The organism is Burkholderia sp. WSM2230, assembly GCF_000472445.1.
Taxonomy (GTDB): Bacteria; Pseudomonadota; Gammaproteobacteria; order Burkholderiales; family Burkholderiaceae; genus Paraburkholderia.
Genome location: NZ_AXAJ01000004.1, coordinates 17,556 through 41,184, shown reverse-complemented (window position 1 = coordinate 41,184; position 23,629 = coordinate 17,556). Strand labels below are relative to the sequence as shown.

Genomic DNA, 23,629 nt, shown 5'->3' with positions numbered 1-23,629 from the left:
CCCAGGAGACACTAACAATGAGTCAAGCGATCGAAGTCAAGGTGCCGGACATCGGCGATTACAAGGACATTCCTGTGATCGAGGTGCTGGTCAAGGCGGGTGATACCGTCGAGAAAGAGCAATCGCTCGTTACGCTGGAATCCGACAAGGCGACGATGGACGTGCCGAGCTCGGCCGCCGGCGTCGTCAAGGAAGTGAAGGTCAAGGTCGGCGACAACGTGTCGGAAGGTTCGCTGATCGTCGTGCTGGACGGCGCACAGGGCGGCGCGGCTGCGCCGGCGCCAGCACCGGCTGCCGCACCGGCGCCGTCACCTGCAGCTGCACCTGCGCCGGCACCGGCGCCCGCCGCTGCTCCCGCCTCCGGCGGCGGCCTGCAGGAAGTGAAAGTGCCGGACATCGGCGACTACAAAGACATCCCCGTGATCGAAGTCGCGGTGAAGGTCGGCGATCGCGTCGAGAAAGAGCAGTCGCTCGTCACGCTCGAATCCGACAAGGCGACCATGGACGTGCCGAGCTCGGCGGCCGGCGTCGTCAAGGAAGTGAAGGTCAGGGTCGGCGATACGGTGTCGGAAGGCTCGGTGATCGTCGTAGTGGAAGCTGAGGGCGCTGCTGCCGCGCCGGCTGCGGCACCCGCCGCGGCGCCGAAACACGAAGCCGAGAAGCCGTCGGACGCGCCGGTTGCGCCGTCGCCCGCACCGGCCTCGCCGTCTGCGCTCGCACAGGCGCCGCTGATCCCGGCAGGCGAGGGCGGCACACGCCGCACGAGCCACGCTTCGCCGTCGGTGCGCAAGTTCGCGCGCGAACTGGGCGTCGACGTCACGCAAGTGCAGGGCACGGGTCCGAAAGGCCGCATCACGCAAGCGGACGTCACCGCGTTCATCAAGGGCGTGATGACGGGCCAGCGCGCGGCGCCCGCCGGTGCTGCCGCACCTGCGGCGGCAGGCGGCGGCGAGCTGAATCTGCTGCCGTGGCCGAAGGTCGACTTCTCGAAGTTCGGCCCGTTCGAGGCGAAGCCGCTGTCGCGCATCAAGAAGATCTCCGGCGCGAACCTGCACCGCAACTGGGTGATGATCCCGCACGTCACGAACAACGACGAAGCGGACATCACCGAACTCGAAGCGCTGCGCGTGCAGTTGAACAAGGAAAACGAAAAGGCTGGCGTAAAAATCACGATGCTCGCATTCGTGATCAAGGCGGTGGTTTCGGCGCTGAAGAAATTCCCGACCTTCAACGCGAGCCTCGACGGTGACAACCTCGTGTTCAAGCAGTACTACCACATTGGTTTTGCTGCGGACACGCCGAACGGTCTCGTGGTTCCGGTGATTCGCGATGCCGACAAGAAGGGCCTCGTCGAGATCGCGAAGGAAATGACCGACCTGTCGAAGGCCGCGCGCGAAGGCAAGCTCAAGCCCGACCAGATGCAAGGCGGCTGCTTCTCGATTTCGTCGCTGGGCGGCATTGGCGGCACCAACTTCACGCCGATCATCAACGCCCCTGAAGTCGCGATTCTCGGTTTGTCGCGCGGTGCGATGAAGCCCGTGTGGGACGGCAAGCAGTTCGTGCCGCGTCTCACGCTGCCGCTGTCGTTGTCTTACGACCATCGTGTGATCGACGGCGCCGAAGCTGCACGCTTCAATGCGTATCTCGGGTCGATTCTTGCCGATTTCCGGCGTGTGATTCTTTGATGTGATGTTGCGCGGGGCACTGGCTTTTGTCGGTAATCCGCGCGTTTCTGTAGAACCTGCTTTCGTGTCGGTCTATTAGCGCTGCTCCTGTGCGGGGCAACGGCGCGTCCTTCGGCGGACGGCAAGGACGTTGTTGTGCGCCGGGCCGCCAGCTTTTTTCGACTTTTGAGGCGGGTTCTTCGCTCATCACGATCAACAGGAGAAGGGGACACTATGAGTCTCGTCGAAGTAAAAGTGCCGGATATCGGCGACTTCAAGGACGTCGATGTCATCGAAGTCAATATCAAGCCGGGCGATGCGATCGAACAGGAACAGTCGCTGCTGACGCTCGAGTCCGATAAGGCTTCCATGGAAGTGCCAAGCGACATCGCCGGCACCGTCAAGGAAGTCCGCATCAAGGCCGGCGATAAAGTCTCGCAAGGCACCGTGATCGCGCTCGTCGAAACGTCGGGCGAAGCGTCCTCGGCGAAAGAAGCGCCGAAGGCTGCTGCGCCTGCACCGGCTCCTGCACCCGCTCCTGCGGCTGCCGCTGCGCCCAAGGCTGCCGCGCCCGCGCCGCAAGCGGGCAGCTTCAGCGGCAGCGCGGACATCGAATGCGACATGCTCGTGCTCGGTTCCGGCCCGGGCGGTTATTCGGCCGCCTTCCGCTCTGCGGACCTCGGCATGAAGACCGTGCTCGTCGAACGTTATTCGACGCTCGGCGGCGTGTGCCTGAACGTGGGCTGCATTCCGTCGAAAGCGCTGCTGCACACCGCGCTCGTGATCGACGAAGCCGAAGCGCTTGGCGCGCACGGCATCACGTTCGCAAAGCCGCAGATCGATCTGGACAAGCTGCGCGACTTCAAGTCGGGCGTCGTCAAGAAGCTGACCGGCGGTCTCGCCGGCATGGCGAAGATGCGCAAGGTCGAGGTCGTGACGGGTACCGGCGCGTTCGTCGATCCGAACCACATGGAAGTGCAGACCGAAGGCGGCAAAAAGGTCGTCAAGTTCAAGCAGGCGATCATCGCGGCGGGTTCCGAAGCGGTGAAGCTGCCGTTCATTCCGGAAGATCCGCGTGTCGTCGATTCGACCGGCGCGCTCGAATTGCGTCAGATTCCGCAGCGCATGCTGGTGATCGGCGGCGGCATCATCGGGCTCGAAATGGCGACGGTCTACGCGACGCTTGGCGCGCAGATCGACGTGGTCGAAATGCTCGACGGCCTGATGGCCGGCGCGGACCGCGATCTCGTGAAGGTCTGGGAGAAGTACAACGCGAAGCGCTTCGCGAACGTCATGCTCAAGACCAAAACGACGGCGGCAGAAGCCAAAGAAGACGGCATCTACGTGTCGTTCGAAGGCGAGAAGGCGCCGGCGGAAGCGCAGCGCTATGACCTCGTGCTCGTCGCCGTGGGCCGCTCGCCGAATGGCAAGAAGATCGGCGCGGAAAAGGCCGGGGTGGCGGTGACTGATCGCGGCTTTATCGAAGTCGACAAGCAGATGCGCACCAACGTGCCGCATATTTTCGCGATCGGCGATATCGTCGGTCAGCCGATGCTGGCGCACAAGGCCGTGCACGAAGGCCACGTTGCAGCAGAAGCGGCGCATGGCGAGAAGGCGTACTTCGACGCGATCCAGATTCCGTCGGTGGCTTACACCGATCCTGAAGTGGCGTGGGCCGGCCAGACGGAAGACCAGTTGAAAGCGGCCGGCATCAAGTATGGCAAAGCTGTGTTCCCGTGGGCCGCTTCCGGCCGCGCGATTGCCAACGGCCGCGACGAGGGCTTCACGAAGCTGCTGTTCGACGAGGAAACGCATCGCGTGATCGGCGGCGGTATCGTCGGTCTGAATGCGGGCGATCTGATCAGCGAAGTGTGCCTGGCGGTGGAGATGGGCGCGGACGCGACGGACATCGGCAAGACGATTCATCCGCATCCGACGCTCGGCGAATCGATCGGCATGGCCGCCGAGCTGTACGAAGGCGTGTGTACCGATCTGCCACCGCAGAAAAAGAAGTAAGGCGTTCGGCTCATCCGCATGCGTGCGGATGGCGCAAAGAAAACGGCGCGCCCTTTATGGGCGCGCCGTTTTTATCTGGAGTCGCGAGCGCAGTCTGTCTGCCGGCGCGTTGCTCTCGAGCAGCGAGCTCGAAGAAGCACTACGAAAAAAAATCCCGGCGCTTCGCCGGGCAAACGATACGTCACTCGACGTATCGGAGCGTTCGGCCAATTGGAGCCGTGTGAGCGGCAACGGCACGACGCTGTTGCTTACAGCAGCGCCGGCGCAGCGGATACGCTGGGCCGGCGCAGACGATGCCCGAAATCAGGCAATGATGCAGGCCCCGCAAGCGAGGCCTGACAAGAGAACCGGAAACTTAGACCGGCTTCTTGGCCGAGCGCGATGCCTGCGCAGCGGCTTGCGAAGCAGCCTTCGACGCGGCCGTGGCGGCTGCGTTGAAGTTGCTTTCCGCGATTTCGACAGCCTGCTTGGTCGCCTTGTGAACCGTTTCGTACGTCGTGTTGGCGGCGGTGATAGCCGACTTGATCACGGCGACGGCGGTTTCCGAACCGGCCGGCGCGTTCTTCGCGACGTTTTCGACGAGCGATTGAACCTTGCGGTTCTGCTCTTCGAACTGTGCTTCGGCTACGCGGGCGAACTCGCCTTGCGTTGCCGAGACGATTTCGTACACGTGACGGCCATACGACAGCGCCTTTTCAGCGACCGGCTGGGCGAGGCTCGCTTGCAGTGCCAGCAACTCTTGCGCGTCTTTCACCGACAGCGCGCGTTGGGCATTTTCCTGGCTTTCCGCGAGGGTCGATTTCACGACTTGCAGGTTCAGTTCGACGAGCTTTTCAACGCCTTCGAATGCCTTGGTGGTCAGGCCGAACAGCGTTTCAAAGTTGGCTTTCTGAGCTGCAGCGAATTGCTCGGGAGTCAGCAGAGTCATGGTTTACGCTCCTGGATCGCGGCCGATCTTTGCGGACCGCATTGGTGGTGGCGAGACGCACAAGATCGTCTGCCCGGACCGCGATGTTTTGTGCATCGCAGCAATGGGTTCTATTTTAGGATGGCGCCGGGGAATGTCAAGCGCTTTTTGTGCAATGCACAATCTTAAGAAACCGCTTAGAAAACAAGAGCTTATGCGGCACGCATGACAACGGCGTGACGCGGCATAATTGACCGCAACGCCGAGGCAATGGAGCCCGTTTCGGTACTTTATTCCGGCATTTGAGGGCGTGTTCGACGTCCCCGCGATGCACTGCAAAATTTAACAAAAGGTCGGCGCCTACGCGAATTGATGTAAACCATAGAGTGTCACGGAACGTTAATTGTTGATGCCAGTCAAATGCGCGTCTCTGATTTGCAACAGGCGTTTAACACGGTCTGCGACGCATGCGGCACCGGCGCGGCGGGGCGCCGCGCTGGACTTCGTTTCGCGCGAGAGCCGCGTTTCCCCTCATCAAGGTTGTCTCGAAATTGCCGTTATGCTAAAGGGACCACACCCCTTTTGAGGGTGGCGGCCTGGCGAGGCGCAGCGCCTTGATCGTTTTTATCGATCGGGACGCGGCACTTATTTGCGTTTTTGCAATCGGAGCTTACAAGCTGGTTTAAAGAGCGCCCATAAGTGCTTCAAATTGCTAATTTTTCGTTGTTTTAATACACTTGCGGAACCCTCTCGCCGCTCCCTACAGAACACCCATGAAAACCGACATGTTTTCGTCGCTGAAAGTGATCCACGGCGCGGCGCGCAGCACCGCTCTGTCGGTTGCCGCCTCCATGGTCCTTGCGGCGGCGCTTGCCGCGCCAGTAAGCACCTTTGCCGCTACGCCCGCTGCGTCCGCCAAAACCTCGAAGCAGGCGAAGGCGGGCAAGAAACCCGCCGCCGCAGCCAGGGTTTCCGGCAAGGCTGCGAAAGCCGGCAAGACTGCGGCCGCAAAAACAGCCGCCGCGGATGACGACGCACCCCGCGCGAGCGTCAAACGCAAACGCGTGACCTATACCGCGAATGGCCGTCATCACACGGTTGTGCGGCGTGTCGCCTATGAGCCGCGTCCGCCGAGCGTCGGCCAGGCGTTTGGGCTGCACGAGACGCCGGACGCGCTGATGCTGCGCTCGAGCGTCGCCTATGTGGTGGACCAGAACACGGGCGAGCCGCTCTTCGACAAGAACTCGCGCGCCGTGGTGCCGATCGCGTCCATCACCAAGCTGATGACTGCGATGGTCGTGCTCGATTCGAAAGAGCCAATGACCGATCAACTCGAAGTCACGGACGAAGACCGCGACTACGAAAAGAACACCGGCTCGCGTTTGTCCGTCGGCTCGGTGCTTTCGCGCGAAGACATGCTGCACATCGCGCTGATGGCGTCGGAAAACCGTGCTGCCGCCGCGCTTTCGCGCTACTACCCGGGCGGCCGGCCGGCGTTCCTTGCCGCGATGAACGCCAAGGCGCGGCAACTCGGCATGACCGACACGCACTTCGAGAACCCCACCGGTTTGACGAGCCAGAACGTGTCGAGCGCGCGCGATCTGGTGAAGATGGTCAACGCGGCGTATCAATATCCGCTGATCCGCCGGTTTTCCACGGACCACAGCTACGAGGTGTACACCGGCAAGCGCACGCTGGCCTACAACAGCACCAATGCGCTCGTGCGTAACCCGACGTGGGACATCGGTCTGCAAAAGACCGGCTTCATCAACGAAGCGGGGGAGTGCCTCGTGATGCAAGCCAACATTCACGGCCGCCCGATGGTACTGGTGTTGCTGGATTCGTCGGGCAAGTACTCGCGGTTCGCGGACGCCACGCGGTTGCGCACGTGGCTGGATAACGGCGGCGATCAGGCGCGTATCACCAGCGCGGACGCAGGCGGTCCCGGCACCTGATGTGTGAGCTTGTGGCCGTTGCATGACCCGCCACCGCCAATGAAAAAAGCCCCGCGATTGCGGGGCTTTTTTCATTCCGAGTCGGCTGATTTGCCGAGCGGCTTACGCGTGCGAGTTCGAATGTTGGCCCTGATTCTGCGAAGTTTGCGGCCGATATCCGAGCGCCTCGGAAATCACCAGCGCCGTCTGGCTGAGCTGACCAAGCCAGGAATCCTGCAGACGGTCGGCCGGCGCCGAGAGCGACAATCCCGCGACCAGCTTGCCGGTGTCGTCGTAGATGCCCGCGGCGATGCAGCGCACGCCTAATTCCAGTTCTTCGTTGTCGCGCGCGCAGGCTTGCTGGCGCACGTGCGAAAGCTCGCGCTCGAGCTTGGCGAGGTCGGTGATGCTGTTTTGCGTGTGGCCGGACAGGCCCGTGCGCGTGGCGTAGGCGCGCACGCGTGTCGATTCGTCGGCGGCGAGAAAGAGTTTGCCGACCGAGGTCAGATGCAGCGGCGCGCGCCCGCCGATGGCTCGCACCACCTGCATACCGGAACGCTCGGAATATGCACGCTCGATGTAGACGATCTCGTCGCCCTGACGCACCGACAGGTTCACCGTCTGCCCCGTCTGGCGATGCAGTTCGCGCATCGGCGTGAGCGCCGCATCGCGCACGGAGAGGCGCGCCTTCACGAGGTTGCCGAGCTCGAGCAGGCGCATGCCGAGCCGGTACGTGCCGGGATCGGACCGGTCGACGAGGCGGCACATCACCATATCGTTCAGGATGCGGTGCGCGGTGGACGGATGCAGTTCCGTGCGGATGGCGAGTTCTTTCAGGCTGACCGGGTCGCTATGCGCGGCGAGTGCGTCGAGCAGGCGCATCATGCGTTCGATCACCTGGATCGATGTTTTGGGATCCGGGTTCGTGTCGCTCATAAGAAGAATCAGTTGACGCGTCAAACAGCGGAAATTGATTGTATCTCGTATCGTGAAAAAAGCGAACGCACTTGGAAGCGCTCTTCCAATTCGGCGACGCATTCGTCCTATGCCTTCCGGGGCGTTGGTATTGTGCGCCAAACAGCGGATAATCAGGGACGTTTTCCCGGAGGAGCGCTCATGCGAGTCGGATTGTTCGTCACCTGCCTCATCGACCTGATGCGGCCCGAAATCGGTTTTTCGGTGATCAAGCTGATCCAAGGCGCCGGCTTCGAGGTGGTGGTGCCGCCGGCGCAAACCTGCTGCGGCCAGCCTGCGTACAACTCGGGCGAGCGGCGCATCGCGCGCGACCTGGCCGAGAAGACCCTGCGCGAGTTCGAACAGTTCGACTACGTCGTCGTGCCGTCGGGCTCCTGTGGCGGCATGATACGCGCGCATTACGGCGACCTTTTCGCCGACGATCCCGAACTGATGAACCGCTTTGGCCGACTCCGCGCCAAGGTCTTTGAGCTGACCGATTTCCTTGTCAACGTTGCCAAAGTGCAGTTGCAGCCTGGCGAATTCACAGGACAGGTCACTTATCACGATTCGTGTTCCGGCCTGCGCGAGCTCGGCGTGAAGGCGCAGCCGCGCGAACTTCTCGCGCAAGTGGGCGTAGCGGTGACGGAAATGAAAGGCTGCGAGCATTGCTGCGGCTTTGGCGGTACCTTCGCGGTCAAGTACGGCGACATTTCCACGGCAATCGTCGACGAAAAGTGCGCCAATATCCGTGAGAGCGGCGCCGGCACAGTGGTGCTGGGCGACTTGGGCTGCATGCTCAATATAGAAGGGCGTCTGCGGCGCACCGGCGACACCGCCACGCGCGTGCTGCATATCGCACAGGTACTGGCCGGCGACGTGTGAGGGCAAAGCCATGCAAATCCAGTCAATGCAATTCAAGGCGCGCGCCGGCCAGAAGCTCGCGGACCAGCGGCTGCAGCAGAACCTCACCAAACTCTCCACCAAGTTCGTCTCGGCGCGCGCCACGGCGCTGACGGCGATCGACTTTTCGGCCACGCGCGCCGCGCTCAAGGAGCGCCGCAACCGCGCGCTTGAGAATCTGGATGTGTGGCTCGAGACCTTCGAGCGCGAGGCGGCCCGGCGCGGCGTCACCGTGCTCTTTGCCGAGACCACGCAGGAGGCGGCGCGGCTTGTCGGCGATATTGCGCGCCGCCACGACGTGAAGAAGGTGATCAAGACGAAGTCGATGGTCACCGAGGAAATGCGCCTGAACGAAGTGCTCGGGCAACTGGGCGTGCAATCCATCGAGACCGATCTCGGCGAGTACATCCTGCAGATCAACGGCAATGAGCCGCCGAGCCATATCATCGCGCCCGTCGTCCATAAGGATAAGGACGAGATTGCCGACCTGTTCGCCAGGACGCATGGCCGGCCGCGTCTCACCGAAATTCCGGACATGACGCTCGAAGCCCGGCAGATGCTGCGGCCGCACTTCATGAGCGCGGACATGGGCGTGACCGGCGGCAACTTCGTGATCGCGGAGACCGGCTCTGTTGTGCTGGTCACGAACGAGGGCAACGAAGGCATGTGCACGGTCATGCCGCGCGTGCATGTTGCCGTAACCGGTATCGAGAAGGTGTTGCCCACGCTCGAGGACCTGGCGACAGCCATGCGCCTGTTGCCGCGCTCCGCGACGGGCCAGACCACATCGAATTATTTTTCCGTGCTGACCGGGCCGCGAGGCGAGGGCGACCAGGACGGGCCGGAGCACATGTACGTGGTGCTTGTCGACGGCGGACGCACAGGCCTCATTGGCGGCGATTTTCAGGAGATGCTGCGCTGTATTCGTTGCGGCGCGTGCATGAACCATTGCCCGGTGTATCAGAAGGTCGGAGGCCACGCTTATGGATGGGTGTATCCGGGCCCGATGGGCTCCGTCTTGACGCCGAGCTACGTCGGGCTCGATAAGGCGCTCGATCTGCCGCAAGCGGCCACGTTATGCGGCGAGTGCAACAGCGTGTGTCCGGTCGGCATTCCGTTGTCCGATCTGCTGCGCAAGCTGCGCGAGAAGCAGGTCGAACGGCGCCTGCGTCCGTGGAAAGAGCGGGCGGGGCTCGCGGTGTGGGGCTTTCTGGCGATGCATCCAGACGCCTATGCGCTCGTCACGAAGCTCGCCGTGCGCGTGCTGGAACGTATGGGCGGGAAAAACCGGTCGATCGCGAAGCTGCCTCTGGCCGGCGCCGGCTGGACCGACACACGTGACATGCCGGCCCCGGTCGGGCGTACGTTCAGGGAGTTGTACGCCGCTCAGCGCAGCCATATCGGTTGATGAAGCTCGCCCGGCGTGAGCCGGCAGGTACGCGCGCGGCGCGCCCAAAAGACGCGGCACGGTGCACCGCTAGAGAGCAGTGTTAATGATCCGTCGGGCCGCCCGAGGGCCGATTTGGATTACCTCTCACTATGGGCGCGCCCCCGTTGCCGCGACCGCCACCGCCGCCTGCCTGCTGGGCAGGTGCCGGCGGTGGCGGCGGGGGCGCCACGCCGGGCCGCGGCGCATTCGAACCGCTCGGTCCGCGCGGGCCTGCCACCGCGCCTTGCGGCGGCTGTCCACCGCTCGGCTGGCCGCGGGAGCCGCCGTATCCGCCCCGATTTCCGTTATCCCCGTCATGATACGGGCGCCCCGGGTAGCCCCGATATCCCGGACCCGGCCCGTAGTAGCGTCCCGGACTGTCGTAATAACCCGGACCGTAATAATTGCTGTAGCCCATGTAGACGTTGGTCTGCGGCGCGACCGGCACACCGTACGCGTCGTAGCCGTCATAGGTGCTGTAGCCGTTGCTGTACATCGGGGTGCCGTCCGGATAGACAGCACAGCCGCCCAGCAGAGCGGCGAGGGCGACGGCGGCTAAAAGTGCGAAGCGTTTCATTTCAAGCCCGAGGCAAGAGGTTTCATAACTATGAGACCGCAATTATGCGCATCTGTCGCGCTAGCTTTGTATGCTTTTGTAAGGACTTATTTTTCGTGCCAGGCGTCGCGCGGCGGGGCGCGTGCACGTGGTCGTGTCGTTCACTGTTCCATTTCAGACAACGCTGTATCGCGGCGAAGCGGGTTTTTCCCGATTGTCGATTTCTATAGCATTCGTGATGGGCATAGTGGGTAACGCACTCGCTAGCCATTCTCTGGAAATGAGACATCATGAGAAAGACAATAGCGATGTACTGGCTCCTCGCGCTCGTTATCGGCCTCGCGGCGGCAGCGTATCTGCACGTTTGCAGCGATGCGGCGGCGCGCGGCTCGCAGACGCCGCTGGCGGCGGATCAACTGAGCGCGGCACTCGCGCGGGCTGTGTCATACGGCATGATCGACGATGCCTCGTCAGCCCCGGTCAAGCCCTTGCGCCCGATGCCCGCGCTGCCGCTGGCGCAAGCCTCCTGAAGCTGCGAGCCGCGCGGCGGGCGCCGCGCGGCGGGCCGACGCGATTTCGCGCGGCTTTGTATAATCGCGGCACCGCGCGGCGGCGTCACATTTGACGTCGGTCGCCCTCACTGCGCCGCAAGGCGCGACAAGAAGCCTCCGATGAAAACTGTGTCCATCTGCTTTATCTGCCTCGGGAACATCTGCCGTTCGCCGACCGCGGAAGCGGTGATGCGCCGTCTCGTCGAAGAGGCGAGGCTCGCTGAGCGGATTCTGATCGACTCCGCCGGCACCGGCGACTGGCACATCGGCCAGCCGCCGGACGAACGGGCGCAGCACGCCGCGCGAGGCCGCGGCTACGACCTCGCGGCATTGCGCGGACGGCAGATTGCGGACATCGACTTCGACCGCTTCGACCTGCTCATCGCGATGGACGACAGAAACGTCGCCGCGCTGCGCCAGGTCTGCCCGCCAGAGCAGCAGGACAAGATCCGCCTGCTGATGGAGTTCGTGCCCGAAAGCGACGTTCGCTGGAGCGGCGCGCGCGAAATCGTCGACCCGTATTTCGGCGGCGCGGAAGGTTTCGAACAGGTCCTTGATCAATGCGAGGCGGCCTGCCGCGGCCTTATCGCCGCATTGCGTCCCCAATTGATCGGCTAGGTTCGACGCCCGGCTGCCGCAAGGTGCGCGAGCATTTAAGTAAATGACCCACTTCGCGGCAGGGATACTTGACTAAATCGCTCATGTATTTATACTTGACAAAACTTGTCGAGAATAGCGGTTCCCCATACATATGAGACTCACCACGAAAGGCCGTTTCGCCGTCACGGCGATGATTGACCTGGCGCTGCGCCAGGAGCAGGGCCCGGTGACGCTTGCGGGTATCAGCCAGCGCCAACATATCTCCCTGTCCTACCTCGAGCAGCTGTTTGGCAAGCTGCGCCGCCACGAAATCGTCGAGTCCGTGCGCGGACCGGGCGGCGGCTACAATCTCGCGCGCCGCCCCGAAGACGTGACGGTGGCCGACATCATCATCGCGGTGGACGAACCGCTCGACGCCACGCAATGCGGCGGTAAGGGCTCGTGCGAAGGCACCAAGCAGCACGACGGCCATTGCATGACTCACGAGCTGTGGTCCACGCTGAACCAGAAAATGGTCGAGTACCTGGACTCCGTCTCCCTCAAGGATCTGGTCGATCAGCAGCGCTCGCGCGAAGGCGCGCCGGCAGTTCTGCGCGACAGGCGAAGCGAGGCGCCGGCGGTCGAGCCGGTGCGCGTCGCGCCCAAAGGTCCCAATTCCGTTTTCAACATGGCCGGTTCGTAAGACGCGGCGCGGCATTACCGCGGCGCGATAGCGAATTCAGAAGCCAGAGCACACGACGTCCCCGGAGCGATAGATGAACAACGAGATTCCCCACCTGCCCATTTACATGGACTACAGCGCCACGACCCCGGTCGACCCGCGCGTGGTGGACAAGATGATTCCGTATCTGCGCGAGCAGTTCGGCAACCCCGCGTCGCGCAGCCATTCGTATGGCTGGACGGCGGAGCGCGCGGTCGAAGAAGCGCGCGAGAACGTCGCCGCGCTCGTGAACGCCGATCCGCGCGAAATCATCTGGACCTCGGGCGCAACCGAGTCGGACAACCTCGCGATCAAGGGCGCCGCGCACTTCTACAAGAGCAAGGGCAAGCACATCATCACGGTGAAGACCGAGCACAAGGCCGTGCTCGACACCTGCCGCGAGCTGGAGCGCGAAGGCTTCGAAGTCACGTATCTGGACGTGCAGGAAGACGGTCTGATCGACCTCGAGAAGTTCAAGGCCGCACTGCGCCCGGACACCATTCTCGTGTCGGTCATGTCGGTGAACAACGAGATCGGCGTGATTCAGGACATCGAGTCGATCGGCGAAATCACCCGTGAAAAAGGCATCATTTTCCACGTGGACGCGGCCCAGGCCACCGGCAAGATCGACATTGATTTGCAAAAGCTGAAGGTCGACCTCATGTCCTTCTCGGCGCACAAGACTTACGGCCCGAAGGGCATCGGCGCGCTGTACGTACGCCGCAAGCCGCGCGTGCGTATCGAAGCGCAGATGCACGGCGGCGGTCACGAGCGCGGCATGCGTTCGGGCACGCTGGCTACGCACCAGATCGTCGGCATGGGCGAAGCGTTCCGCATCGCGCGCGAAGAGATGGCAACGGAGAACGAGCGCATCCGCATGCTGCGCGACCGCTTGCTGCGCGGCCTGTCGGAAATCGAAGAAGTGTATGTGAACGGCGACATGGAAAAGCGTGTGCCGCACAACCTGAACGTGAGCTTCAATTTTGTCGAAGGTGAATCGCTGATCATGGCGGTGAAGGACGTGGCGGTGTCATCGGGTTCGGCGTGCACGTCGGCTTCGCTGGAACCGTCGTACGTGTTGCGCGCGCTTGGCCGCAACGACGAACTCGCGCACAGCTCGATCCGCTTCACGGTGGGCCGCTTCACGACCGAGCAGGACGTGGACTATGTGATCAATCTGCTGAAGACGAAAATTGCGAAGCTGCGCGACTTGTCGCCGCTGTGGGAAATGCACCAGGACGGCATCGACATTTCGACTATCCAGTGGGCCGCGCACTGACGCGCCGGCTAGTCGAAAATTTCGCGCAGTCTACCGCGCGTTCAACCGAACAGCAGATCGAAACGAATCAAGGAGTGTAATCATGGCTTATAGCGACAAGGTTCTGGACCACTACGAAAACCCGCGCAACGTCGGCTCGTTCTCGAAGGACGACGACGCGGTCGGTACCGGCATGGTCGGCGCGCCCGCTTGCGGCGACGTGATGAAGCTGCAGATCCGCGTGGGCGCGGACGGCATCATCGAAGACGCGAAGTTCAAGACGTACGGCTGCGGTTCGGCAATCGCGTCGAGCTCGCTCGTCACCGAGTGGGTGAAGGGCAAGACGCTCGATCAGGCAATGTCGATCAAGAACACGCAGATCGCAGAAGAACTCGCGTTGCCGCCGGTGAAGATCCACTGCTCGATTCTCGCGGAAGACGCCATCAAGGCAGCGGTCGCCGACTACAAGCAGCGTCACGGTGAAGCAGTCGCCGAAAGCGACAAGCAGCACGCCTGAGGCTTCGGTTCGAGAGCGGTCGGGTGAAGTGAAAAAAGCAGACGGCGCGAAGAGGCGCCGCGAGGCATGAGCGACATTTGATTCAGGCAGGGTAGCGGTGCATCCGCACGCACCGCGCAATGAGAAACGCTATGGCAATTACGTTGACCGAAAAGGCAGCACAGCACGTGCAGAAGTATCTGACCCGTCGCGGCAAAGGCGTGGGTCTGCGTCTGGGCGTGCGCACCACCGGCTGCTCCGGCTTGGCCTACAAGCTCGAATATGTGGACGAACTCGCGCCCGAGGACCAGGTGTTCGAGTGCAACGGCGTGAAGATCATTGTCGACCCGAAGAGCCTCGCTTATATCGACGGAACCGAGCTCGATTTCGCGCGTGAGGGCCTGAACGAAGGCTTCAAATTCAACAATCCGAACGTGAAGGACGAGTGCGGTTGCGGCGAGTCGTTCCGCGTGTAGCGGGAGCAACTCCGCGTGCAGCGGACCAAAGGCGGCGCGGGCCGCCTTTTTAGTTTGCCGCGCGAAATTGCACTTTGGTGTGCTTCTCTGAACGAAAAAATATGATCCGATGGCCTCGCTGAACGATAGCCACTTCGACCTTTTTGGCCTTCCTGCGCAATTCGCGCTCGATCCGGCTGCGCTCGATCACGCGTATCGCACGGTGCAGGCGCAAGTGCATCCGGATCGCTTTGCGGCAGCCGGCGACGCGCAAAAGCGCATCGCGATGCAATGGGCGACGCGCGCGAACGAGGCGTACCAGACGCTGCGCGATCCGTTAAAGCGTGCGACCTATCTGTTGCACCTGCGCGGCATCGACGTCGGCGCGCATGACAACACGGCTATGGAGCCGGCGTTTCTAATGCAGCAGATGGAATGGCGCGAAAGTATCGAAGACGCCGCCGCAGCGAAGAACGTTGACGCGCTAGATGCCTTGCTCGCCGAATTGCGCGACGAAGAGCGCGTACGTTTCGAAAAGCTCGGCGCGTTGCTCGACAGCGGCGCGAATCAGGCGGCGGGCGAGGCGGTGCGGCAGTTGATGTTCATTGAACGGGTGGCGTCGGAAATCGGCTCGCAGATCGAGCGGCTCGAGGGCTAGGCTCGCGCCAGTCGCCTGACTCGCCTCAGGTGCCGCCGCATTGCAGCGGCGCTCAGGTGGCTTTGAATGCGGCTTTGGCATCCACATCCAGCAACGCAAAATTCAGGACGGGGCCTCGCGGCTCCGAGAAGATCCAGATGGCCTTACTGCAAATCTCCGAACCCGGCATGGCGCCGGCGCCTCACCAGCGGCGTCTCGCGGTCGGCATCGACCTCGGCACGACCAACTCGCTCGTCGCCGCCGTGCGCAGCGGCGTGCCCGACGTGCTGCCCGACGAAGACGGCCATGTGCTGCTGCCTTCGGTCGTGCGCTATCTCGAGAAGGGCGGCCGGCGCATCGGCCGCACGGCCAAGGCCGAGGCGGCGACCGATCCGCGCAATACGATCGTTTCCGTCAAGCGCTTCATGGGACGCGGCAAGGCGGAAGTGGAAGGCGCCGAAAACGCGCCGTACGATTTCATCGACGCGCCCGGCATGGTGCAGATCCGCACCGTCGACGGCGTGAAGAGCCCGGTCGAAGTGTCGGCGGAAATCCTTGCGACGCTGCGCCAGCGCGCCGAAGACACGCTCGGCGACGAGCTGGTCGGCGCGGTGATCACGGTGCCTGCGTACTTCGACGAGGCGCAGCGCCAGGCGACCAAAGACGCCGCGCGTCTCGCGGGCCTCAACGTGCTGCGTCTGTTGAACGAACCGACAGCAGCGGCGATCGCCTACGGCCTCGACAACGGCTCGGAAGGGTTGTACGCGGTGTACGACCTGGGCGGCGGCACCTTCGACCTGTCGATTCTGAAGCTCACCAAGGGCGTGTTCGAAGTGCTGGCGGCTGGCGGCGACTCCGCGCTCGGCGGCGACGACTTCGACCACGCGTTGTATCGTCACGTGCTGCAGCAGGCGGGCATCGCGCCGCAATCGCTCGCACCGGAAGACGTACGGCTGCTGCTCGACAACGTGCGCGCGACCAAGGAGGCGCTCTCGGACGCGCCCAAGGCTACCCTCGCCGCGACGCTTTCGAACGGCACCAGGCTCGATCTGACGATCGAGGAGGGCACTTTCGAGGCCATCACCCAGTCGCTCGTGCAGCGCACGTTCGGCCCGACCAAAAAAGCGCTGCGCGACGCCAAGGTCACGACGAAGGACATCAAGGGCGTGGTGCTGGTCGGCGGCGCGACCCGCATGCCGGTGATTCGCCGCGCGGTCGAAGCGTTCTTCGGCCAGCCGCCGCTGACCAATCTCGACCCGGATCAGGTCGTCGCGCTGGGCGCGGCGATCCAGGCCGACCTGCTCGCGGGCAACCGCGGTGCCGACGGCGACGACTGGCTGTTGCTCGACGTGATACCGCTGTCGCTTGGCGTCGAGACGATGGGCGGGCTGACCGAGAAGATCATCCCGCGCAATTCGACGATTCCGGTCGCGCGCGCGCAGGATTTCACCACCTTCAAGGACGGTCAGACCGCGATGGCGATCCACGTCGTGCAAGGCGAGCGCGAGCTTGTCAGCGACTGCCGGTCGCTCGCGCGCTTCGAGTTGCGCGGTATTCCGCCGATGGCTGCCGGCGCCGCGCGCATCCGCGTGACCTATCAGGTGGACGCCGACGGCCTGCTGTCCGTGTTCGCGCGCGAACTCGGGTCGGGTGTGGAGGCGTCGGTGGTCGTGAAGCCGTCGTACGGTCTCGCGGATGACGACATCGCCAGAATGCTGGAGGACAGTTTCTCGACCGCCGAAGTGGACATGCGCGCCCGCGCGCTGCGCGAGGCGCAAGTGGAGGCGCGGCGTCTCGTCGAAGCGACCGACGCCGCGCTCGCCGCCGACGCCGAATTGCTCGACGAAAGCGAACGCGCCGAGCTCGACGCGCTGCTGAGCGGTTTGCGTGAACTTGCGCAGAGCGAAGACGTCGACGCAATCGAAACAGCGACCAAAAAGCTTGCCGAGGGCACCGACGAATTCGCCGCCCGCCGCATGAACAAGGGCATTCGCCGCGCACTGGCCGGCCGCAAACTCGACGAGATCTGATACTCGCGAGATTGCGCGGCCGCGCGCGGGCTCCCCGTCATCGCACAAGCGCGATGCGGACTTGATTGAAGACACGCGGGCTTTAACAACTGGGCGTGTCGCCAGTAAAATGGTGCGAAGCCTGTTTGAGGCCGCGCCTCAGACCAAACGGAACATGTATGCCTCAAATCGTTGTGCTGCCTCACGTCGAACTCTGCCCGGAAGGCGCGGTGATCGATGCCGTGCCCGGCAAGAGCATTTGCGACAATCTGCTCGATAACGGCATTGAAATCGAGCACGCCTGCGAGAAATCGTGCGCGTGTACGACCTGTCACGTGATCGTGCGTGAGGGTTTCGCCGCCTTGACGCCGTCCGAAGAAGACGAGGACGATCTGCTGGACAAGGCGTGGGGGCTCGAGCCGGCTTCGCGTCTGTCGTGCCAGGCAATCGTGCCGGCCGAGCAGGACCTGGTCGTCGAAATTCCGCGTTACTCGATCAATCACGCGAAGGAAAACCACTAACCGGAGGACGCAGCCATGAAGTGGACCGATACGCAAGACATCGCGATGGCCCTGACCGACAAGTATCAGGACATCGATCCGCAGCAGGTGCGCTTCACGGACCTGCACCGGTGGGTCACTGAGCTGGAAGGATTCGACGACGACCCGAACCGGTCGAACGAAAAGATCCTCGAGGCGATTCAGGCTGCATGGATTGAAGACTCGGATTACTGAGTTCGCGAGCCGGCTAGCCGTCATGCCGGCACTGCAAAAAAAAGGCGACTCCACTGGAGTCGCCTTTTTCATGCGCGTGACCCGTGCAGCAGCGATGCGCGCCGCGCCGCGGTCAGTCCGCGACCAGCGTGCCGTTTTCTACCCGAACGCGCTGGCCCTGCTGGAAGGGCGGCGCTTCGTGATAGCTGAAGTAGCGCGTCTTGCCGTTTTCCATCCGCACACGCACCGAATACGACGTGGTGCTGCGCAGATGCTTTTCCACTGAGTTGCCGGCCAGCCCGCCGCCGAGCGCGCCAAGCAGCGTCATTGCCGTGCGGCCGTTGCCGCTGCCGAACTGATTGCCGACCACGCCGCCTGCCACCGCGCCGCCGACGGCACCGATGCCGGTGCCGTGGCCCTCCTGGCGCGCCGCCGAAATCGCGACCACCGTGCCGCAGGTCGAGCAATGCGCCGGCTGTGCGGGCTGCCGCTGAGTGTATTGGGGCGCCGGCTGGGCCTGTTGCTGCGGCGCGTATTGCTGTTGCTGTTGGGCGTATTGCTGCTCGGCGGGCGCGGGAGCCGGTGCGCGTTGCGGCTGCGGTTCCGCGGGTTGTTGGGCGGCTTGCTGCGCCGCTTGTTGCCCAGCCTGTTGCGCAGGTTGCTGCGAGCTCTGCTGTGCGGCGAGATTCGCGGGTGCCGCGGAGTCGACCACGGCTTGCTGGCCCGTCTGCGGCACAATCTTGGCAGCTTGCGTCTGACTAGTCGGCTCGCCGGTGCTGGACGCCCTCGGGAACATGCCCGTGACCGCCGCCGTAGCGACGAGGCTTGCGATGATCACCGCGCCCGCCGCAGTCGCGACGAGCGGATGAAGCCGCCGCTGTGCCGGTGGCGCCGGCTGCGTGGCTTGTGTGGCGGGTTGCGTGGTGGGTTTGTCCATTTCGACCTCCGTCTTTTGCAGAGTGACTTCTGGTTGAGACCCAGTCTCGCCCAATTCGATCCCTTACGCGTTTCAAATTGTAACGATTTGCCGAAAGCGGGGTTATAGCGCGGCTCTTGCCGGACGCCTTTTACCTGCCGTTACAAAGCGCGTGGAGGCCGCTGTGCAGCCATGCCACGGACGCACAAACAAAAACGCCCGGCATGGCGAGCCGGGCGTCAGTCAGCGAATCGCGACAAACCGCGACAAACCGCGGCAAGCGCGCCGCGCTTAATCTTCGCGGCGCAGATGCGGGAACAGGATCACATCGCGGATGCTCGGGCTGTCCGTCAGCATCATCACCAGACGGTCGATGCCGATGCCGCAGCCACCCGCCGGCGGCATGCCGTATTCGAGCGCGCGAATGTAGTCGGCGTCGTAGAACATGGCTTCTTCGTCGCCGGCGTCTTTCTGGTCCACCTGCTTTTTGAAGCGTGCAGCCTGGTCTTCGGGATCGTTCAGTTCCGAGAAGCCGTTGGCGATCTCACGGCCGGTAATGAACAGCTCGAAGCGCTCGGTAATGCCTTCCACCTTGTCCGACGCGCGCGCGAGCGGCGACACCTCGACCGGATAGTCGATGATGTACGTCGGCTCCCACAATTGCGACTCGGCGGTCTCTTCAAACAGCGCCAGTTGCAGCGAACCCACGCCCGCGTTCAGGAACTGCGGCTGCGACGCATCCACGCCGAACTTCTTCAGTTCGGTGCGCAGGAACGCGCTGTCGGCGAGCTGCTCATTCGTGTACTGCGGCGCGTATTTCTGGATAGCTTGCGTGATTGTCAAACGGTGGAACGGCCTTGAAAGATCCAGCTCACGCCCCTGATAGGTGATGGTCGCGGTGCCCAATGCGTCGATGGCCGCCTGGCGGATCAACTGCTCGGTGAAGTCCATCAGCCACTTGTAATCGGTATAGGCCGCGTAGAACTCGATCATCGTGAATTCCGGATTGTGGCGCACGGACACGCCTTCATTGCGGAAGTTACGGTTGATCTCGAACACGCGCTCGAAGCCGCCGACCACAAGGCGCTTCAGATACAGCTCAGGCGCGATGCGCAGGAACATCTGCATGTCGAGCGCGTTGTGGTGCGTGGTGAACGGCTTGGCCGCCGCGCCGCCGGGAATAGGGTGGAGCATCGGCGTTTCGACTTCCATGAAGCCGGCGTCCGCCATGAATTTCCGGATCGACGAAATGGCCTTGGTGCGCGCGACGAAAGTCTTGCGCGTTTCCGGCGTGACGATCAGATCGACATAGCGCTGCCGATACTTCATTTCCTGGTCCGACAGACCGTGGAACTTGTCGGGCAGCGGACGCAGCGACTTCGAAAGCAGGCGCAGTTCCGTGCAGCGCACCGACAACTCGCCCTTGTTGGTGCGAAACAGCACGCCGCGCGCTGCGACGATGTCGCCCATGTCCCACTTCTTGAAGGCGTCGTACGTTTCCTGGCCGACGTCGGCCGGCGTAATGAAGAACTGGATCTGACCCGAGCCGTCGCGCACGGTCGCAAAGCTCGCCTTGCCCATCACGCGCTTGAGCATCATGCGGCCGGCAATCGCGACTTCGAGCGGGTTGGCTTCGAGCGCTTCCTTGTCGGCGTGCTCGAATTGCGCCTGCAGATCTTCCGCGTGATGCGTGGGGCGAAAATCGTTCGGATAGGCGACGCCTTGCTCGCGCAACTCGCGCAGCTTTTCGCGGCGCTCCGCGATGATCTTGTTGTCGTCCACCTCGGGCACGAGGTTCGGTTGGATCGGTTCGTTCATGATGGTCTTGGTGTTCGTGGTCCGCGTGGGTTGATCCGCTTGCGAACAGCCAGTCGGTGAAAAACCTCAGGCAATAAAAAGATGCGGCGCGGCTATGCATGCCGCGCCGGTTGTCGCTTAGACGCCTTGCTTCAGGCTTGCGCTGATAAACGGATCGAGATCGCCGTCGAGCACGCTCTTTGTATTGCTGATTTCGACGTTGGTGCGCAGGTCCTTGATGCGGCTGTTGTCCAGCACGTAGGAGCGGATCTGGTGACCCCAGCCCACATCGGTCTTGCCGGCTTCGAGCTTGTCCTGCTCCTCCTGACGCTTGCGGATTTCCGCTTCGTACAGGCGCGACTTCAGCATGGCCATTGCTTCGGCGCGGTTGCGGTGCTGCGAGCGGTCGTTCTGGCACTGCACGACGATGCCCGAGGGCAGGTGCGTGATCCGCACCGCCGAGTCGGTCTTGTTGATGTGCTGACCGCCCGCGCCGGACGCGCGGTAGGTGTCGATACGCAGATCGGCCGGATTGATGTCCACTTCAATGGAATCGTCGATTTCCGGATACACGAACACCGACGAGAACGACGTATGACGCCCGCCCGAAGAATCGAACGGCGACTTGCGCACGAGCCGGTGCACGCCGGTTTCGGTGCGCAGAAAGCCGTATGCGTATTCACCTTCGATCTTGATCGTGGCGTTCTTGATGCCCGCGACGTCGCCGTCGGTCTGCTCGAGCACTTCGGTCTTGAAGCCCTTGCGTTCGCAGTAGCGCAGATACTGGCGCAGCAGCATGGACGCCCAGTCGCACGCCTCGGTGCCGCCCGCGCCCGCCTGGATGTCGAGGAACGCGTTGTTCGGGTCGGCGGGATTCGCGAACATGCGGCGAAATTCCATGTCGGCGACGCGCTGCTCGAGCGCTTGCGCGTCCGCTTCGCAGGCGAGGAGCGTTTCGTCGTCGCCTTCTTCGCGCGCCATTTCGAACAGGTCTTGCGTGTCGCGCAAGTCGTTGTGGAGCGACGTGAGCTTGCCCACCGTGTCGTCCAGCAGTTTCTTTTCCCGGCCGAGTGCCTGGGCGTGTTTCGAGTCGTTCCAGACGTCCGGGTCTTCAAGCTCCCGGTTGACTTCGATCAGACGACGTGACTTGTCGTCGTAGTCAAAGATACCCCCGTAGGTCGGCCGCGCGCGTGCGCAGGTCCGCCAGAGAGGCTTCGATCGCGTTGAGACGTTCCGCTTCCATGTCGATCTTGTGTGGCTTCGTAAAAAGGGGAAATTATAGCCGATCGGCGTGCCGCGCCGGCGGCCTGTCGGCGACCCGGCGCGTGTTCGCGGTTGATTTTGCGGCGATTTTCGACGCCCGCGCGAGGTTTGCACGCGGGCGCCGGGCGGCTCGCCGTGAGGCGAACTAGCTCGCGGCGTGCTCGACGATCAGTTGCACGCGCGAGACGCCGTTCCACGTGTCGCTTGCGAGCCGGTACGCGACCACGGTGCGCGCGGGCAGCGTGTCCGTGTGGTTAAACCAGATCGCGTTGAAACGCTGACGGCCGCGCATGAGTTGCAGCTTCAGGTGCTTGTCCTTCACGAGCGCCTGCGAGGCGACGTCGAATTCGCCGGAAAAGACCGGCACCGGGAAACCCTGGCCCCACACGGCCGCGTCCAGCATTTCGACGAATTGCGGCGTGAAGTATGCGTCCTCGAGCTCGCCGTCGGTTTCGACGGTGCGCGAGAGCGCGTCGTCGCTCAGCCACTCGCGGCCGACCGCTTCGAACGCGGCGGTGAAGCGCGGCACGTCGGCGGCGGCGAGCGTGAGCCCCGCCGCCATCGCGTGGCCGCCGAACTTGACGATGAGCCCCGGCTCGCGCTTCGAAATCAGATCGAGCGCATCACGCAGATGAAAGCCCGCGATAGAACGCCCGGAGCCCTTGACGAGCTGGCCGCTGTCGTCTGCGGGTGCGAACGTGAACGCGGGGCGGTGAAACTTCTCCTTCAGGCGTCCCGCGACGATGCCGATCACGCCCTGATGCCAGGCCGGATTGAACAGCGTGATGGTGGTGGCGCCGTCGGGGTCGACTGACGAGAGATCGTCGAGCGCCTGTTGCTGCATGCCCGCTTCGATTTCGCGCCGCTCGCGGTTCATCGCGTCGAGCTGCTGCGCGAGCTCCCACGCGCGGCCGACGTCGTCGGTCGTCAGGCATTCGATGCCGAGCGACATGTCCGACAGGCGTCCCGCCGCATTGAGCCGCGGGCCGAGCGCGAAGCCGAGGTCGAAGCCGGACGCGTTGCGCGCGTCGCGCGCCGCCGCGCGGAAGAGGGCGGCAATGCCCGGCTGCATCTTGCCTTTACGAATGCGCTGCAAACCTTGCGCGACGAGCACGCGGTTGTTGCCGTCGAGCTTGACCACGTCGGCGACGGTGCCGAGCGCGACCAGGTCGAGCAGGCCGTCCAGACGCGGCTCGGGAAAGCCGTCGCCGAACGCGCCGCGCCGGCGCAATTCCGCGCGCAACGCAAGCAGCACATAGAACATCACGCCGACGCCCGCAATGCACTTGCTCGGAAACTCGCAGCCCGGCTGATTCGGGTTGACGATTGCACGGGCGGCCGGCAACTCATCGCCGGGCAGGTGGTGATCCGTGACGAGTACGTCGATGCCCAGCGCGTTGGCCGCCTCGACGCCGTCCACGCTCGCAATGCCGTTGTCGACTGTGATCAGCAGATCCGGCTTGCCCGAGGCGCTCCGCGCGGCCAGTGCGACGATCTCGGGCGTGAGGCCATAGCCGTATTCGAAGCGGTTCGGCACCAGATATTCGATCTTGCCGCCGAACATTCGCAGTCCGCGTACCGCGACCGCGCAGGCGGTGGCGCCGTCGCAATCGTAGTCGGCGACTACCAGCATGCGGCGCTGCTGCTGGATTGCGTCCGCGAGGAGGAGGGCGGCGTCGTCGCAGCCCTTCAGCGCGGCGGGCGGCACGAGGCGCGCGAGGCCGGTTTCGATTTCATCGGGCAGGCACACGCCGCGCGCCGCATAGAGACGCGCCAGCACCGGATGCAGGCCGTGGCGAACCAAAGCTTCGGCGTCGGCGGGAGAACAGGCGCGCGTAACGATTCGGGTCATTCTGAAAGGCCGTGAGTAG

Annotated in this window: 22 protein-coding genes; 15 read left to right on the top strand and 7 right to left on the bottom strand. The window is 63.4% G+C overall.

Annotation, left to right across the window (positions count from 1 at the left end; all coding sequences use genetic code 11):
* The first annotated feature begins 17 nt into the window (after positions 1 to 17).
* Both aceF and lpdA read left to right on the top strand, forming a co-directional pair.
* Complete coding sequence (gene aceF, locus A3AC_RS0110410; protein WP_025598756.1) at positions 18 to 1,685, top strand: dihydrolipoyllysine-residue acetyltransferase; 1,668 nt, start codon at positions 18 to 20, stop codon at positions 1,683 to 1,685.
* 213 nt (positions 1,686 to 1,898) lie between these two features.
* Entirely contained in the window at positions 1,899 to 3,680 is a 1,782-nt protein-coding gene (lpdA, locus tag A3AC_RS0110405; protein ID WP_025598755.1) for a dihydrolipoyl dehydrogenase, read from the top strand.
* Between the two features lie 355 nt (positions 3,681 to 4,035).
* Here the strand turns inward: lpdA and A3AC_RS0110400 are convergent, their stop codons facing one another.
* Positions 4,036 to 4,608, bottom strand: a complete 573-nt coding sequence (locus tag A3AC_RS0110400) for a phasin family protein (protein WP_006051259.1) — start codon at positions 4,606 to 4,608, stop codon at positions 4,036 to 4,038.
* 752 nt (positions 4,609 to 5,360) lie between these two features.
* Between A3AC_RS0110400 and pbpG the strand changes: the two genes are divergently transcribed.
* Positions 5,361 to 6,542: a D-alanyl-D-alanine endopeptidase gene (gene pbpG / locus A3AC_RS0110395; RefSeq protein WP_025598754.1), complete on the top strand. Its 1,182-nt coding sequence runs from the start codon at positions 5,361 to 5,363 to the stop codon at positions 6,540 to 6,542.
* A 102-nt stretch (positions 6,543 to 6,644) separates the two neighbouring features.
* On the opposite strand, the gene A3AC_RS0110390 is transcribed toward pbpG, so the two are convergent.
* The gene (locus tag A3AC_RS0110390; protein WP_025598752.1) at positions 6,645 to 7,457 is read right to left on the bottom strand and encodes an IclR family transcriptional regulator; all 813 of its coding nucleotides are present in this window, start codon (positions 7,455 to 7,457) and stop codon (positions 6,645 to 6,647) included.
* Between the two features lie 180 nt (positions 7,458 to 7,637).
* Here A3AC_RS0110390 and A3AC_RS0110385 point away from each other — a divergent pair, with 180 nt between their 5' ends.
* The gene (locus A3AC_RS0110385; protein WP_025598751.1) at positions 7,638 to 8,360 is read left to right on the top strand and encodes a (Fe-S)-binding protein; all 723 of its coding nucleotides are present in this window, start codon (positions 7,638 to 7,640) and stop codon (positions 8,358 to 8,360) included.
* A 10-nt stretch (positions 8,361 to 8,370) separates the two neighbouring features.
* A complete protein-coding gene (locus A3AC_RS0110380) occupies positions 8,371 to 9,786 on the top strand; it encodes a lactate utilization protein B (protein ID WP_025598750.1) in 1,416 nt (471 codons plus the stop codon).
* 82 nt (positions 9,787 to 9,868) lie between these two features.
* On the opposite strand, the gene A3AC_RS30970 is transcribed toward A3AC_RS0110380, so the two are convergent.
* Entirely contained in the window at positions 9,869 to 10,384 is a 516-nt protein-coding gene (locus tag A3AC_RS30970; RefSeq protein ID WP_025598748.1) for a hypothetical protein, read from the bottom strand.
* A 269-nt stretch (positions 10,385 to 10,653) separates the two neighbouring features.
* On the opposite strand from A3AC_RS30970, the gene A3AC_RS0110370 reads away from it, so the two are divergent.
* The 10 genes from A3AC_RS0110370 to iscX all read left to right on the top strand — a co-directional run bounded on the left by A3AC_RS0110370 (position 10,654) and on the right by iscX (position 17,803).
* Entirely contained in the window at positions 10,654 to 10,893 is a 240-nt protein-coding gene (locus A3AC_RS0110370) for a hypothetical protein (RefSeq protein ID WP_025598747.1), read from the top strand.
* Between the two features lie 141 nt (positions 10,894 to 11,034).
* Positions 11,035 to 11,532 (top strand): low molecular weight protein-tyrosine-phosphatase, encoded by a 498-nt coding sequence (locus A3AC_RS0110365; protein WP_025598745.1) that lies wholly within the window; start codon positions 11,035 to 11,037, stop codon positions 11,530 to 11,532.
* Positions 11,533 to 11,665: 133 nt separating this feature from the next.
* Entirely contained in the window at positions 11,666 to 12,196 is a 531-nt protein-coding gene (gene iscR / locus A3AC_RS0110360; RefSeq protein WP_013338762.1) for a Fe-S cluster assembly transcriptional regulator IscR, read from the top strand.
* Between the two features lie 73 nt (positions 12,197 to 12,269).
* Positions 12,270 to 13,493: an IscS subfamily cysteine desulfurase gene (locus A3AC_RS0110355; RefSeq protein WP_025598744.1), complete on the top strand. Its 1,224-nt coding sequence runs from the start codon at positions 12,270 to 12,272 to the stop codon at positions 13,491 to 13,493.
* A gap of 82 nt (positions 13,494 to 13,575) precedes the next feature.
* Positions 13,576 to 13,989: a Fe-S cluster assembly scaffold IscU gene (gene iscU, locus A3AC_RS0110345; protein ID WP_025598743.1), complete on the top strand. Its 414-nt coding sequence runs from the start codon at positions 13,576 to 13,578 to the stop codon at positions 13,987 to 13,989.
* A 131-nt stretch (positions 13,990 to 14,120) separates the two neighbouring features.
* The gene (gene iscA, locus A3AC_RS0110340; protein ID WP_013338765.1) at positions 14,121 to 14,444 is read left to right on the top strand and encodes an iron-sulfur cluster assembly protein IscA; all 324 of its coding nucleotides are present in this window, start codon (positions 14,121 to 14,123) and stop codon (positions 14,442 to 14,444) included.
* 109 nt (positions 14,445 to 14,553) lie between these two features.
* Positions 14,554 to 15,081 (top strand): Fe-S protein assembly co-chaperone HscB, encoded by a 528-nt coding sequence (hscB, locus tag A3AC_RS0110335; RefSeq protein WP_025598742.1) that lies wholly within the window; start codon positions 14,554 to 14,556, stop codon positions 15,079 to 15,081.
* 137 nt (positions 15,082 to 15,218) lie between these two features.
* Complete coding sequence (gene hscA / locus A3AC_RS0110330; protein WP_025598741.1) at positions 15,219 to 17,090, top strand: Fe-S protein assembly chaperone HscA; 1,872 nt, start codon at positions 15,219 to 15,221, stop codon at positions 17,088 to 17,090.
* 158 nt (positions 17,091 to 17,248) lie between these two features.
* Positions 17,249 to 17,590: an ISC system 2Fe-2S type ferredoxin gene (gene fdx / locus A3AC_RS0110325; RefSeq protein WP_013338768.1), complete on the top strand. Its 342-nt coding sequence runs from the start codon at positions 17,249 to 17,251 to the stop codon at positions 17,588 to 17,590.
* 15 nt (positions 17,591 to 17,605) lie between these two features.
* The gene (iscX, locus tag A3AC_RS0110320; RefSeq protein WP_013338769.1) at positions 17,606 to 17,803 is read left to right on the top strand and encodes a Fe-S cluster assembly protein IscX; all 198 of its coding nucleotides are present in this window, start codon (positions 17,606 to 17,608) and stop codon (positions 17,801 to 17,803) included.
* A gap of 112 nt (positions 17,804 to 17,915) precedes the next feature.
* Here iscX and A3AC_RS0110315 read toward each other — a convergent pair whose 3' ends face one another.
* From A3AC_RS0110315 to recJ, 4 genes are all read right to left on the bottom strand, one after another.
* Complete coding sequence (locus A3AC_RS0110315) at positions 17,916 to 18,719, bottom strand: glycine zipper 2TM domain-containing protein (RefSeq protein ID WP_025598738.1); 804 nt, start codon at positions 18,717 to 18,719, stop codon at positions 17,916 to 17,918.
* Between the two features lie 270 nt (positions 18,720 to 18,989).
* Positions 18,990 to 20,516: a lysine--tRNA ligase gene (gene lysS / locus A3AC_RS0110310; protein ID WP_025598737.1), complete on the bottom strand. Its 1,527-nt coding sequence runs from the start codon at positions 20,514 to 20,516 to the stop codon at positions 18,990 to 18,992.
* Between the two features lie 117 nt (positions 20,517 to 20,633).
* A protein-coding gene (gene prfB / locus A3AC_RS0110305) for a peptide chain release factor 2 (RefSeq protein WP_156924600.1) occupies positions 20,634 to 21,738 on the bottom strand; the annotation gives its coding sequence in 2 pieces (ribosomal slippage) (positions 20,634 to 21,656 and positions 21,658 to 21,738; 1,104 coding nt in all).
* 165 nt (positions 21,739 to 21,903) lie between these two features.
* Positions 21,904 to 23,610, bottom strand: a complete 1,707-nt coding sequence (recJ, locus tag A3AC_RS0110295) for a single-stranded-DNA-specific exonuclease RecJ (protein ID WP_025598734.1) — start codon at positions 23,608 to 23,610, stop codon at positions 21,904 to 21,906.
* Positions 23,611 to 23,629 lie beyond the last annotated feature (19 nt).

What these genes read in the sequence shown, in the direction of transcription:
- lpdA (WP_025598755.1), top strand. Translation starts at nt 1,899, where the DNA reads ATGAGTCTCGTCGAAGTAAAAGTGCCGGATATCGGCGACTTCAAGGAC.
- A3AC_RS0110385 (WP_025598751.1), top strand. Translation starts at nt 7,638, where the DNA reads ATGCGAGTCGGATTGTTCGTCACCTGCCTCATCGACCTGATGCGGCCC.
- A3AC_RS0110380 (WP_025598750.1), top strand. Translation starts at nt 8,371, where the DNA reads ATGCAAATCCAGTCAATGCAATTCAAGGCGCGCGCCGGCCAGAAGCTC.
- A3AC_RS0110355 (WP_025598744.1), top strand. Translation starts at nt 12,270, where the DNA reads ATGAACAACGAGATTCCCCACCTGCCCATTTACATGGACTACAGCGCC.
- hscB (WP_025598742.1), top strand. Translation starts at nt 14,554, where the DNA reads ATGGCCTCGCTGAACGATAGCCACTTCGACCTTTTTGGCCTTCCTGCG.
- A3AC_RS0110370 (WP_025598747.1), top strand. Translation starts at nt 10,654, where the DNA reads ATGAGAAAGACAATAGCGATGTACTGGCTCCTCGCGCTCGTTATCGGC.
- iscR (WP_013338762.1), top strand. Translation starts at nt 11,666, where the DNA reads ATGAGACTCACCACGAAAGGCCGTTTCGCCGTCACGGCGATGATTGAC.
- A3AC_RS0110390 (WP_025598752.1), bottom strand. Translation starts at nt 7,457, where the DNA reads ATGAGCGACACGAACCCGGATCCCAAAACATCGATCCAGGTGATCGAA.
- iscA (WP_013338765.1), top strand. Translation starts at nt 14,121, where the DNA reads ATGGCAATTACGTTGACCGAAAAGGCAGCACAGCACGTGCAGAAGTAT.
- pbpG (WP_025598754.1), top strand. Translation starts at nt 5,361, where the DNA reads ATGAAAACCGACATGTTTTCGTCGCTGAAAGTGATCCACGGCGCGGCG.
- lysS (WP_025598737.1), bottom strand. Translation starts at nt 20,516, where the DNA reads ATGAACGAACCGATCCAACCGAACCTCGTGCCCGAGGTGGACGACAAC.
- A3AC_RS0110365 (WP_025598745.1), top strand. Translation starts at nt 11,035, where the DNA reads ATGAAAACTGTGTCCATCTGCTTTATCTGCCTCGGGAACATCTGCCGT.
- aceF (WP_025598756.1), top strand. Translation starts at nt 18, where the DNA reads ATGAGTCAAGCGATCGAAGTCAAGGTGCCGGACATCGGCGATTACAAG.
- recJ (WP_025598734.1), bottom strand. Translation starts at nt 23,610, where the DNA reads ATGACCCGAATCGTTACGCGCGCCTGTTCTCCCGCCGACGCCGAAGCT.
- A3AC_RS0110400 (WP_006051259.1), bottom strand. Translation starts at nt 4,608, where the DNA reads ATGACTCTGCTGACTCCCGAGCAATTCGCTGCAGCTCAGAAAGCCAAC.
- iscU (WP_025598743.1), top strand. Translation starts at nt 13,576, where the DNA reads ATGGCTTATAGCGACAAGGTTCTGGACCACTACGAAAACCCGCGCAAC.
- hscA (WP_025598741.1), top strand. Translation starts at nt 15,219, where the DNA reads ATGGCCTTACTGCAAATCTCCGAACCCGGCATGGCGCCGGCGCCTCAC.
- A3AC_RS30970 (WP_025598748.1), bottom strand. Translation starts at nt 10,384, where the DNA reads ATGAAACGCTTCGCACTTTTAGCCGCCGTCGCCCTCGCCGCTCTGCTG.
- A3AC_RS0110315 (WP_025598738.1), bottom strand. Translation starts at nt 18,719, where the DNA reads ATGGACAAACCCACCACGCAACCCGCCACACAAGCCACGCAGCCGGCG.
- fdx (WP_013338768.1), top strand. Translation starts at nt 17,249, where the DNA reads ATGCCTCAAATCGTTGTGCTGCCTCACGTCGAACTCTGCCCGGAAGGC.
- iscX (WP_013338769.1), top strand. Translation starts at nt 17,606, where the DNA reads ATGAAGTGGACCGATACGCAAGACATCGCGATGGCCCTGACCGACAAG.